Source organism: Niveibacterium terrae (assembly GCF_048213115.1).
Lineage (GTDB): Bacteria > Pseudomonadota > Gammaproteobacteria > Burkholderiales > Rhodocyclaceae > Niveibacterium > Niveibacterium terrae.
The window spans coordinates 980,575-992,589 of record NZ_CP172404.1; the positions used below are offsets into that span (position 1 = coordinate 980,575).

Annotated in this window: 10 protein-coding genes; 3 read left to right on the top strand and 7 right to left on the bottom strand. The window is 66.2% G+C overall.

All coding sequences use genetic code 11. The features are described from left to right. Positions 1–15 precede the first annotated feature (15 nt). Together dut and ACHFB9_RS04415 are read left to right on the top strand one after the other, a co-directional pair. Entirely contained in the window at positions 16–465 is a 450-nt protein-coding gene (dut, locus tag ACHFB9_RS04410) for a dUTP diphosphatase (RefSeq protein WP_417069769.1), read from the top strand. Between the two features lie 89 nt (positions 466–554). Further along, on the top strand, positions 555–1,421 hold the full coding sequence (locus ACHFB9_RS04415; protein WP_417069770.1) for a hypothetical protein: 867 nt from the start codon (positions 555–557) through the stop codon (positions 1,419–1,421). Here ACHFB9_RS04415 and ACHFB9_RS04420 read toward each other — a convergent pair. Next, entirely contained in the window at positions 1,418–2,173 is a 756-nt protein-coding gene (locus ACHFB9_RS04420) for a hypothetical protein (protein ID WP_417069771.1), read from the bottom strand. The two genes, ACHFB9_RS04415 and ACHFB9_RS04420, sit on opposite strands and share 4 nt — an antisense overlap. Positions 2,174–2,265: 92 nt before the next feature. On the opposite strand from ACHFB9_RS04420, the gene ACHFB9_RS04425 reads away from it, so the two are divergent. Then, positions 2,266–3,168, top strand: a complete 903-nt coding sequence (locus ACHFB9_RS04425; RefSeq protein ID WP_417069772.1) for a recombination-associated protein RdgC — start codon at positions 2,266–2,268, stop codon at positions 3,166–3,168. A 6-nt stretch (positions 3,169–3,174) separates the two neighbouring features. On the opposite strand, the gene ACHFB9_RS04430 is transcribed toward ACHFB9_RS04425, so the two are convergent. The 6 genes from ACHFB9_RS04430 to ACHFB9_RS04455 all read right to left on the bottom strand — a co-directional run bounded on the left by ACHFB9_RS04430 (position 3,175) and on the right by ACHFB9_RS04455 (position 11,981). After that, the gene (locus tag ACHFB9_RS04430) at positions 3,175–5,400 is read right to left on the bottom strand and encodes a TonB-dependent receptor plug domain-containing protein (RefSeq protein ID WP_417069773.1); all 2,226 of its coding nucleotides are present in this window, start codon (positions 5,398–5,400) and stop codon (positions 3,175–3,177) included. 139 nt (positions 5,401–5,539) lie between these two features. Continuing rightward, the gene (locus ACHFB9_RS04435; RefSeq protein ID WP_417069774.1) at positions 5,540–5,674 is read right to left on the bottom strand and encodes a hypothetical protein; all 135 of its coding nucleotides are present in this window, start codon (positions 5,672–5,674) and stop codon (positions 5,540–5,542) included. After that, positions 5,671–8,796: an efflux RND transporter permease subunit gene (locus tag ACHFB9_RS04440; protein ID WP_417069775.1), complete on the bottom strand. Its 3,126-nt coding sequence runs from the start codon at positions 8,794–8,796 to the stop codon at positions 5,671–5,673. Before ACHFB9_RS04440 ends, ACHFB9_RS04435 begins: the two co-directional genes overlap by 4 nt. Positions 8,797–8,798: 2 nt before the next feature. Beyond that, entirely contained in the window at positions 8,799–10,352 is a 1,554-nt protein-coding gene (locus ACHFB9_RS04445) for an efflux RND transporter periplasmic adaptor subunit (protein ID WP_417069776.1), read from the bottom strand. Beyond that, positions 10,349–11,608: a TolC family protein gene (locus tag ACHFB9_RS04450; RefSeq protein ID WP_417069777.1), complete on the bottom strand. Its 1,260-nt coding sequence runs from the start codon at positions 11,606–11,608 to the stop codon at positions 10,349–10,351. The genes ACHFB9_RS04445 and ACHFB9_RS04450 overlap by 4 nt, the downstream gene beginning before the upstream one ends. A 34-nt stretch (positions 11,609–11,642) precedes the next feature. Continuing rightward, positions 11,643–11,981 (bottom strand): copper-binding protein, encoded by a 339-nt coding sequence (locus ACHFB9_RS04455; RefSeq protein ID WP_417069778.1) that lies wholly within the window; start codon positions 11,979–11,981, stop codon positions 11,643–11,645. Positions 11,982–12,015: the final 34 nt, after the last annotated feature.

Sequence of the window (12,015 nt, forward strand, 5' to 3'; positions counted from 1 at the left end):
GACAGGGAAACAGATATGCCCAGCATCGACATCAAACTGCTCGACTCCCGCCTCAAGGAAAGCCCTCCGCACTATGCGACCGCCGGATCGGCGGGCCTGGACTTGCGCGCCTGCCTCGACGCACCGGTCACGCTCGAACCCGGTGCGAGCTTTCTCGTGCCCAGCGGCATCGCGATCCACCTTGGCGATCCGGGGCTCGCCGCGATCGTGCTGCCGCGCTCCGGCCTCGGCCACAAGCACGGGATCGTGCTCGGCAACCTGGTCGGACTGATCGATTCGGACTACCAGGGCCAAATCTTCGTGTCGGTCTGGAACCGTGGTAACAAGACCTTCGTGATCGAGCCGATGGAGCGGATCGCCCAGATGGTGATCGTTCCCGTGCTGCAGGTCGGCTTCAATGTCGTCGATGATTTTGAAGCCTCGACGCGCGGCGAAGGCGGCTTCGGAAGCACCGGGCGCGGCTGAACTTCAAGGAAAACCGGCGCCCGGGTTTGCCCGTCCTACACTGAACGATGCCATCCGGTATTCGTCACGTCTGTCAGGGGGGGAAACAAATGAACAGTTCGACGCAAGATTCCGCCTTCGGGGCGGAAGCGGGGAGACAGCTCCCGTTCAGCGAAACCTTGGACAGCGCCGAGCTGGCTCCGGTCGCCTTGCGCGCCAGCCTGGCCGATTGGCTTGAACGCCACACTCCGGTCTGCCCGATGATCTTCACTCCGGCCTTCTCGACTACCGGCCTTTCCTGCCCGGCGAGCGTCTTCGTCGTCAGCTCGGGGCACTGGCTCTGGCTGGCCGAAGAGGAGGACGGAACGGTCAGGATATGCACCGCGGCGCACTCGGCGATCCGCTCGATCGAACTCACCCAGGTGCTGCTTCAGGGCTGTCTGCAGGTCTTCGCGGCCAATGCGCGCGCGAAGATCCTCTTCAACGTGGTCGGAATGGAGTTCTTCGTCGCCGCGGTGCAGAAGATGCTCGACGCGGCGCCCGCCGTCCCGGTCGAGCAGCGCGGAAGCGAAGTGGCGCCGTCCAGCCTTGGCGGACTCTCGTTCAAGCTGCGCAGCACACTGACGGACTTCGTTGGCGCCCGGCATCCGCTGCGCAGGATAACGAGCTGGTCGCAGGCCTGCTTCGCCGGGCGGACGATCCCGGGCGGTCTTCTGGCGCTGACCGACCGCCACCTGTGCCTGCTGCGCGAAGGACTGCCCTCGGGCGAGGACGAAGCGGCCGAGCGCGATCTGTCCAGCTATGGCAAAGAGATCGTCTATCTGAACCGTTTCAGCACGATCAGCTGGACCTGCGAGCTGGGTGAGAACCTTGCGACTCTGGCGATCTCGGTCGCTGGCACGGCGGTGCTCGAATTCGAGGTCCCCGAGACGGATCTCGCCGAGGTCGAAGCGCTGCTCAACGCGAGCGTGGTTTAGCGCGACAAGCCGATCTCGCGCGCGCTCTGCTGGCCGATCCGGCAGCGTGTGAGCGAGTCAGGTTGCTCAGCCTGGTCGGCGCGGACAGGTATGCGCCCGGCCATCAGCTCGCACAGGCTCTGTGGCAGACTTTTTTCGGGCTCGGCATAGCCATCGGGGAAGATCGGCTGCAGCGTCGCTGGATCGTATTTGTCGGTCGCGCCCAGCGTGTGCGCGAGCTCGTGCGCGAGCACGACCGAGTTGCCGCGGGCCATGTCGGCCTGGGCATAGAGGTGGACAACGCCAATCTGGCCCTGGCGCAGGCCGTGGGAGGCCGGCACCTGTGTCTTGTCCGCGCCCCAGTACAGCGCGTAGAGCCGGACGTCGGCGCGCGGCACTGCGCCCGGTTGGCGCCAGGCCCAGAAGCGCAGCTTCAAACTCCACAGCATTGCGTCGAACGCGTTTGCGGCGGAGGGGGCGGGAGGCGGGAGGGCATTGAGCGGAGCTTGCAGCGTCAGATGAACAGGGCGCAGCGTCGATTTGCCATAGCGCTGCACTTCCGCGGCGAAGAACGCATCGATATCCGCGAAGGATTCGCGATCCAGTGCCGCGATCGCCCGCGCCGCCTCGGCGCTGCCGTCGGCATTGATCGGAAAGAGCGCGACATGAAGCGTGTCGGTCCAGTCGGTCGCGTGCAGGTGGGCGCGGGCGGCATCGACGGCGACGCTGGCCAGGATCAACAGCAGGATGGCAACTCTGAGGCGTTTCCACATTTGAATCGGTTGCGCTCGCGCGATTGGCAAGGAAAGGCGGGACTATAGCGGACCGGGGTAAAATCGACGTTTCCGTTTTTCCGGTGTCCGCCATGTGGTTCAAGAACCTGCAGCTCTACCGCCTTCCCGCTCCGTGGAATATCGACCTGGCCAAGCTCGAAGAGCGCCTGGCCAAAAGGCCCTTCCAGCACTGCGGATCCCAGGATCTGGCCACACGGGGTTTCTCGTCGCCGAACCGCTCCGATGCGCTGGTCTTCGCGTCGAACCAGCACTGGCTGATCGCGCTCGGTACCGAGCAGAAGCTGCTGCCCGCTTCGGTCGTCAATCAGGTTGCCGCCGACCGGGCCGAGGAGATCGAAGCCCAGCAGGGTTTCAAGCCTGGCCGCAAGCAGGTCAAGGAGATCAAGGAAGCGGTGACCCAGGAGCTCTTGCCGCGCGCCTTCCCGCGCCGGCGCAAGACCTTCGCGTGGATCGATCCGGTCCGCGGCTGGCTCGTCGTCGACGCGGCCAGCGCCGCGAAGGCCGATGAGGTGATCGAGACGCTGCGCGAAGTGCTCGACGAGCTGCCTCTGCGCCTGCTCGACACCGAGGTTTCGCCGTCGTCGGCGATGGCCGACTGGCTTGCGGGTGGCGATGCGCCGGCCAATTTCACGATCGACCGCGACTGCGAGCTGCGTTCGGTCACCGAGGAGAAGGCGACGGTCCGCTATGTCCATCATCCGCTCGAAGGCGAGGACATTCCGAAACATCTCGCCGACGGCAAGGTGCCGACCAAGCTGGGCCTGACTTTCGACGAACGGATCAGCTTCGTGCTGACCGAGCGCCTGGAGATCAAGCGCCTCGCCTTCCTCGACGTGATCCAGGAGGAGGCCGAGAAGAACGGGACCGGTGGCGACGAACAGTTCGAAGTCGACTTCGTGCTGATGACGGCCGAACTCGCCCGCTTCCTGCCCCACCTGGTCGAAGCGCTGGGCGGCGAGCGCAACCCGGTCTGATCTGCGCTAGATCTTCTTCTCGAAGCGCAGCGTGAAGGCCCGATAGGTCCTCGTCTGCGTGTCGACGATGCGCTCGCTCGTGCTGGTGAAATAGGTGTTGCCGGTGTCGTAATTCTGGGCCAGCAGGTTGGCGGCCGAGAGCCTCAGCTGCGTGTTCGCGTCGAAGCGCCACAGCGCATAGGCGTCGAGCACGCGCTTCGCGCCCTGCGTGTAGATCTGGTTTTCGCTCTGCCGGACGTCGTAAGCCGGCGTCCAGTTCAGGCTGGTACCGACGGTCAGCGGCTTCTTCGCGAAGCGGTAATCGACGCCGAGGTTGCCACTCAGCGAGGGCTGCTGGTCGAGCCGGTTGTCGGGGCCAGGCAGCGTGCTGACGTGGGACCAGTAGCGGCTCAGGTTTGCGCGCAGCTCGAAGGGGAGTGCGGTCGGATAGAGTTCGGTCAGCTTGAACTTCGCTTCCAGCTCGATTCCCCAGGTGCGCGCGTGGCCGATGTTCTGCGGCGAGCTGACCCAGCGCTGGACCGGCGACCAGCTGACCGATTGCAGGCTCGTCACGTTGCGGATCAGGTTGTCGATGTCGCGGCCAAAAAGGCTCGCGCTGAAGAGGCCGCCGTCGCCGAGATAGTGCTCGAGGGCGAGATCGAGGCCCCAGGCGAGCTCGGGTTTCAGATTCGGATTGCCCGAGCTGTCCGGTTCGCTGAGCAGGTTCGCTTCCGAAGTCGGATAGGTCGAGGACAGCGTCGGCCGGGGCACGAGCTGGTTCAGGTTCGGCGCCTTGTAGCTGCGCGTCAGGCCCAGGCGGACCTGGTCGCGACCCTTCTCGGCGAAGCGCCAGACGCTGTGCAGCAAGGGGCTGGCGACGCTGCTCGAATTGCTGGCCGAGCCGGAGAGCCAGGAGCTGTTCGTCTCTATCGTCTCCCAGCGCAGGCCGGCGTAGAGCGACCAGAGCGGCGAGATCTCCCACTCGTCCTGGCCCCAGGCCGCGAAGCGGCGTGTTCCGGCCTCGACTTCGTCGCCGTATTCGGCGAGCTGTAGAACTCCGTCCTGGACTGTCGTCGCGCTCTCCGTGCGATGACCGCCTTCGAGTTCGGCTCCGAACGAAGCGCTGTGTGCCTCGCCCAGCGAGCGCGAGTACTTCAGCGAAGAGCTCAGCGAGGAATTCTTGATCCCGGACGAGGACGAGACGGAGTGGGCCAGATTTCCGCCCGGGCCGAACTCTCCGCGCGTGCTCGCGTTGTCGCTGCTCGCGAAGCCTCCGTTAAGTTTGAATTCCAGGCGGGCCCCGTCGGCCAAGCGCGTCTTCGCGTTGCCCATCAGGCGCAGCATTGCGAAATCGCTGTCGCCGAACCAGTGCGCGTCGGCATAGCGGGCCGGCGTCGCGCCCAGGCTCTGGTCGAGGTGCTCGTTGCCGTCGGAATGGCTGCGCGAGACCATTGCGAAAGGCTGGATGTTGACAGTGTCGCCGTCGTCGAACTTCCAGCCCAGGCGGGGGGCGGAGTGCAGCCAGTTGCTCTGTGAGCGCGAATGGGTCGTCTGCTGCTGGGCGAGCAGGCTCTGCTGGTCAGCGAGCGCGAACTCTTCGGTGCCGCTCGTCGCGAAGTTCTGATATTCGCTGTGGCCCAGGTTCATGTTCAGGCTGTAATTGAACGCTTCCTGACCACCGCTCTTCTGAACCGACAGAGAGGGCTGGGGTTTGTCTTTGTCCCAGCCTAGCGAGCTGCGGATCTCGGTGTCGCGCTTGACGAAACCTTCCCTCAACACGATGTTGATCGTGCCGGCGATCGCCCGGGCGCTGTGCTCGGCGACCGGTGCGCGCATCACTTCGATCCGCTCGACCTGATCGGGTGCGAGTGAGTCGAGCGAAAAGCCGCGCGGAGCGGGCTCGCCGTTGATCAGGATCTGGGTATAGCCATTGCCCAGCCCCCGCATCCGGATGTCACCGCCGCGCCCCGGCGTACCGGACAAGGTGATGCCGGGCAGGCGCTTGAGCACATCGCCGAGCGAAGTGTCGCCGTGGCGATCGAGTTCCTCGCGGCCGAAGACCATCTTCGCGGCCGTCGAGTGCCGCCTCTCCTCGGTGTCGCCGAGCTGCTTCCTGGCCCGGATCTCGATGCGCGCGTTCGGCGCAGGGCGGGCACTGGTCGGAGCGGCGTCGGAATCGGCTGCGTCGGCCGCGGCGGCGGGCAGGGCGCAGAGCGGGAGCAGCAGGGTAAGGCAGAGGCGGATCAACGGCACGGCTCAGGCTTCATCGTGGGGGGCGATCCCCTTACCTTACACCGGGATCTGTGTCAGTCCGTCGTGCGGCGCTCGCGCTTTGTATCGTCGTGTAGCGGACGGGGGGCTTGTAACCGGAGGTAACGCGGGCCGCGTCCGCTCAGCGCTTCGTCCTCACTTTGGCCGGCGCATTGCAGCAGGCGGGCTGCGCGCGCTGGTGGGCCTGGCGGTTGCGCCGGCACCACCAGCGAAAGCCGGTCCTCAAGCGGCGCAGCCAGGAAGGCTTGCTCTTCACCGCCTCTCCTCCTTGTTCAGCCTGCGGCTCATCACCAGCGCGTAGATCGCCGGGATCACGGCCAGCGTCAGCACGGTCGAGGAGATCATGCCGCCGACCATCGGTGCGGCGATCCGGCTCATCACTTCCGAGCCCGTGCCCCGGCTCCACAGAATCGGCAGCAGGCCGGCCATGATTGCGACGACGGTCATCATCTTCGGGCGGACCCGCTCGACCGCGCCTTCCATGATCGCCGCGTAGAGGTCCTCGGCGCTCGCGCGCCGCCCCTGCTCAGTGCAGCGGGCCCGAATCTCGCGCCACGCGTGATCGAGATAGATCAGCATCACGACTCCGGTCTCCGCGGCGACGCCGCCGAGCGCGATGAAGCCGACCGCGACTGCAACCGACAGGTTGTAGTGCAGCGCCCAGATCAGCCAGACCCCTCCGATCAGCGCGAAAGGCACGGACAGCATCACGATCAGCGTCTCGGTCAGGCGCTTGAAGTTCAGGTAGAGCAACAGGAAGATGATCAGCAGCGTCACCGGCAGCACCAGCTTCATCTTCTCCGCCGCCCTCTGCATCGCCTCGAACTGCCCGCTCCAGCTCACCGTATAGCCGGGCGGGAACTTGACCTGGTCGGCAACTGCTTTCTGGGCGTCGCGGACATAGGAGCCGATGTCGCGCCCTTGGATATCGACGTAGATGTAGGCGGCGAGCTGGGCGTTCTCGGTGCGCAGGCTGGGCGCTCCCTTGACGATCGCAAGCTTTGCGAGCTGTCCGAGCGGCACCATCGCCCCATCCATCGTCGGCACCAGAACCTGGCTCGCGATCTTCTCGGGGCTGTCGCGCAGCTCGCGCGGATAGCGCAGGGTCACGCCGAAGCGCTCGCGCCCCTCGACCGTGGTCGTGAGCATTTCGCCACCCAGCGCGGCCGAGATCACGTCCTGCAACTCGCCGACGCCCAGACCGTAGCGGGCCAGCGCTTCGCGGTCGGGTTCGATGTCGAGGTAGAAACCGCCGGTGATCCGTTCGGCAAAGGCGCTGCTGGTGCCCGGTACCTGTTTGACGACTGCCTCGATCTGCCGGGCCAGGCTTTCGATTCCAGCCAGATCCTTGCCGAAGACCTTGATCCCGATCGGCGTGCGGATCCCGGTCGAGAGCATGTCCAGGCGAGCCTTGATCGGCATCGTCCAGGCATTGGCGACGCCGGGGAACTGCAACGCCTTGTCCATCTCGGCGATCAGCTTGTCGATGGTCATCCCCTGCCGCCAGGCCGACTCGGGCTTCAGATTGATCACGGTCTCGAACATCTCGGTCGGGGCCGGGTCGGTCGCGGTGTTGGCGCGCCCGGCTTTGCCGAATACCGATTCGACTTCGGGGAAGCTCTTGATGATCTTGTCCTGGGTCTGCAGCAGCTCGGCGGCCTTCGTGATCGACATCGCGGGCAGAGAGGCCGGCATGTAGAGCAGCGTGCCTTCGTTGAGCGTCGGCATGAACTCGGAGCCCAGCCGGGACGCGGGCCAGGCGCTGGCGAGAAGCGCCAGCAGCGCGAGCGCGATCGTCGTCTTCTTCCAGATCATCACTTTCGCGATGATCGGCCGGTAGAGCCAGATCAGGGCCCGGTTCACCGGGTTCTTCGCCTCGGGCAGCAGGGGGCCGCGGATGAAGAGGCCCATCAGCACCGGCACCAGCGTCACCGAGAGCAGCGCGGCACCAGCCATCGCGAAGGTCTTCGTGAAGGCGAGCGGCGAGAACATCCGCCCTTCCTGGGATTCGAGCGTGAACACCGGCAGGAAGGAGACCGTGATGATCAGCAGCGAGAAGAACAGCGATGGCCCGACCTCTTTGCAGGCGGCGAGCATCGCTTCGCCGCGGGATTCGCCCGGCGCGAGCCGCTCGATGTGCTTGTGCGCGTTCTCGATCATTACGATCGCGGCGTCGACCATCGCGCCGATCGCGATCGCGATCCCGCCCAGACTCATGATGTTGGAGTTCATGCCCAGCGCCCGCATCGCGATGAACGCGATCAGCACGCCGACCGGCAGCATCAGGATCGCCACCAGCGCGCTGCGCAGATGGAGCAGGAAGACCACGCAGACCGCGGCGACGATCAGCGATTCCTCGGCGAGCGTGCCCTTGAGCGTTTCGATCGCGCGCTGGATCAGCTCGGAGCGGTCATAGACCGTCTTCACCGAGACGCCTTCGGGCAGCGCCGAGGAGACCTCGCCGAGCTTTTCCTTGACGTTGTGGATCACGTCCAGCGCGTTCTCGCCGAAGCGCGACATCACGATGCCGGCGACGACTTCGCCTTCGCCGTCGAGCTCGGTCAGGCCCCGCCTCTCGTCGGAGACGAGCTCGACGCGCGCGATGTCCCCGATGCGCACCGGGGTGCCGTTCTCGGCCTTCAGGACCAGCTGCGCGATGTCGGAGGCGCTGCGCAGATAGCCGCGGCCCCTGACCATGTACTCGGTCTCGGCCATCTCGACGACACGGCCGCCGACATCGCGGTTCGACGAGCGGATCGCGTCCGCGACTTTGGCGAGCGGGATGCCGTAGGCACGCAGCTTCAACGGATCGACGCTGACCTGGTATTGCTGGACGAAGCCGCCGACCGAGGCGACGTCGGCAACGCCGTGCGCCTTGGCGAGCGGGTAGCGCAGATACCAGTCCTGGAGCGTGCGCAGCTCGGCGAGCGTTTTCTGCTTCGCGATCAGCGCGTACTGATAGACCCAGCCGACTCCGGTCGCATCCGGCCCCAGCTGGGGCGCGATGCCGGTCGGCAGGCGGCCGGTCGCGCTGTTCAGATATTCGAGCACCCGCGAGCGCGCCCAGTACAGGTCGGTGCCGTCCTCGAAGATCACATAGACGAAGGACGCCCCGAAGAAGGAGAAGCCGCGCACGACCTTCGATTTGGGCACCGCCAGCAGCGCCGACGAGAGCGGGTAGGTGACCTGGTCTTCGACGACCTGCGGCGCTTGGCCCGGATACTCCGTATAGACGATCACCTGCACGTCGGACAGATCGGGCAGAGCGTCGAGCGGAGTCCTGAGCACCGCATGAATGCCGGCGAGGATGACGAAGAGTGTGGCTAGCAGGACCAGAAAGCGGTTGCGGGCGGACCATGAGATGACGGTGTTGAGCATGCTCAGTGCCCCGCGTGGCCGTTTGGCGCGGCTTCGAGCTTCGTGATCACCCACTCTCCTGGTTTGCGCTCGACGAACTCGAATTTCACCGGGGTTCCAGCCTGGATGCCCCGGGCGAGGGCGGCATTGGCGAGCACGAAGTCCATCGTCATCGCCGGCCACTTGAGGCTGGCGATCGGCTGGTGGGCGATCGTGATCGCCCCCGTCTGCGCATCGATGGCGTCGATCTTCCCTTCTCCGCGATGACCCGCGCTGGCCTTGGCCTGCGGCGCTGAGGCGGATGCGGCGGGTTTGGCGGCGGGGTGAGAAAAGCTGCCGAGGGCGGCTTTCAGATTGCTCTCCGCGTCGATCAGGAAGTTCGCGGCGACGACGACCGACTCGCCGCTCTTGATGCCATCGAGCACCTCGACGTAAGCGTCCGAGCGCGCGCCCAGCCTGACGGTGCGCGGCTCGAAACGACCTTCGCCGAGCTGAACCAGCACGATCTGGCGGGTGCCGCTGTCGATGACTGCCGAGCTGGGGACGGTCAGCGCAGGTGCCGCCTGTGGGGCTTCAAGCGTCATCGCGGCGAACAGGCCCGGCTTGAGCCGTCCGCCGGGATTGGCGAGTTCGACGCGGACCGGCACCGTGCGCGTTTCGCTCTTCAGGGTCGGCGAGATGAAGCTGACCCGGCCGATGAATTCCTTGCCCGGATACGCATTGACCGTGATCCTGGCCTTCTGCCCGGTCTGGATCCGGGCGATGTCCTGCTCGTTTGCGTCGGCGATGACCCAGACCGAAGACAGATCCGCGATCTGGTAGAGCGTATCGCCGGGGGCGAAGCGCATCCCCTGCACGGCCTTCTTCTCGATCACGATGCCCGAGACCGGCGAGCGCAGCGTCAGTGCCCGTCGGGCCTGGCCGTGGCGGGAGAGGGCCTGGGTGTCGCCTGCGGCGAGGCCCCAGTTCTTCAAACGGGCCAGTGAAGCGTCGGCCAGCGCGCTCATGCTCTCATGGGCCGAAGCCTCGGCGTTTTTCATCGCTTCGGCGCTCTGGCGGGCGATCGCGTATTCGCTCTGCGCGGACGCCAGCTCCGGGCTCCAGACCTCGAACAGCGCCTGGCCCTTGACGACGGGCTGTCCGGTCACCTTGACGTGAAGGCGTTCGACCCAGCCCTCGAATCTCGGGGCGACCGCATTGATGCGGCTCTCGTCGATTTCGACCCGGCCCAGCGCGCGAACCTCGCGGGCGAGCGTGCGCACGGTCGCGAGCTCGGTGCGCACGCCCAGCTTCTGCACCTTGTCGGCGCTGATCCTGATCTGCAGGGCGCTGTCCGCGCTGCCATCGTCCCCGCCGGCGAAGACCGGGATGTAGTCCATCCCCATCGGATCCTTCTTCGGGACCGGGGAGGTGTCGGCGAGGCCCATCGGGTTGCGGTAATAGAGGATCTTCTTCGTTTGATCCGTTCGGGCTGTTGCGGTGCCCGTCGCGGTGCTGCGGTGTCCCAGCCAGTAGCCGGCACCCACCGCGGCGAGCAGGAGCAGCGCGAGGGCGGCGATTGTCAGTGTGCGCTTCACTGGGTGTCTCCTGTCAGTCTCTCCAGGTCGGCGAGGCGGGCCTGCTGGTCGGCGCGCACGCGGATCAGGTCCTGCTTGACCTTGCGGATCGCCCGCTGGGCTTCGAGCAGCGTCGCGAAATCGACGCGGCCGTTCTCGTAGCCGACCAGCGCGGCGCGAAGGCTCGCTTCGGTCAGCGGAATCAGCGTCGTCTCGGTCTGCGCTTCGATCTGGCGCGAGCTCTCCAGAGCCAGCGCGGCGCCGGAGAGCTCGGCGATCAGCCGGCTCTCGAGCGAGTCGGCGCGCGCCTGGGCTGCGTCGAGCATCCGTGCGGCTTCCCTCTCCTGGCTGCGGCGGGTTTCGAACTGCAGCGGCAGGTTCACTTCGAACATCAGCTGCCACTCGCGCAGGCCCGATCCCTTCTGGACCGGGGTGATGCCGAGGTTCAGGTCGGGCAGCCGATTCCGGTAGGTGAGTTCACGTCCCTTCTCGGCCCCGATGATTTTTTCAGCTTCGGCGGCGATCTGCGGATTGCGCGCTTTCAGCCGCGCGATCAGTGCCTCGATCGTCAGCGCTGCGGCGGGGGGCAGGGGGCGCAGGATCTGCGGGTCCGCCAGCGGTGCATCGGCGCGGCGGGCCAAGAGGCCGTTGAGCATCGCGTGCAGCGAGCGGCGCTCCGCGTCGAGCTGGATCTGTTCCTGCCTGACCATGCTCAGTTCGAGCTGGGCGCGAATCACGTCCTGCTGGACGCCCAGCCCGGCCGCGTAACGGGTCCGCGCAAGCTTCTCCAGCTGCTCGTCGAGTTCGGCGATCTCCCGGCTCAGCGCCTGTGTCCTGACGACCTGCCAGTACTGCGCATAGCCGCGCTTGACCAGAGTCAGCAGCTCCAGCGTCATGTCCTCGGCGCCATGCCCGGCGACGCGGGCCTGCGTTTCGGCCTGTCCCCGGCGCAGTTCGCGTTTGCCCCACAGCGGCAGCTGCTGGCTGATCGTGTATTGCGTGCTGCCGACCTGGGAAGGCGAGAAGCGGGGGCCCGTCTCGCCCATGTTCGTCAGGTCCATCAGCTCTATCTTCAGCATCGGGTCGGGCAGCGCACCGGCGGGTTGGATGCGCTCGCGCGCGGCCTCGGCTTCGCTCTGTGCCGCGCGCAGCGTCGGATTGCCCGCACGAGCCAGGTCGAGCAGCTCTTCGACCGAGCGGCCCGGATCGGCGTGCGCGGTCGCGGCGAACAGCACTGCCGCGACGGCGAGCCCCAGCTGTGTCTGTTTTCGGCTCATGCTTTCCCCTTTGCGGATCACGACTTCGCCCGGATCACTTGCGTTCGAGGCGGGTCACCGTCAGCGCGCCGCCGATCTCCTCGGCGAGGAAGGAAATCCTGTCGCCTGGTTTCAATTGGTCCAGCCAGGCGGGATCATTGAGCTTGAAACTCATCGTCATCGCCGGCATGTCGAGGTTTGCCAGCGGGCCGTGCGCGATCGTGACGAGGCCCTTCGCCTTGTCCAGCTTTTTGACCGTGCCCTGCGACAGCGGGACTTTCTTCGCGGAGGCCTCGGTGTCGTGGTGCATCGCGTGGCTGTCGGCGTGCTCGGCCGCGCTCGCGAGCGGGGCGGCGAGGAGAAGGACCAGGGCGAGGGGGAGGGTGGCTTTCATCGGAGTCTCTTGGGTTTCGGTTCTGCGATGATCG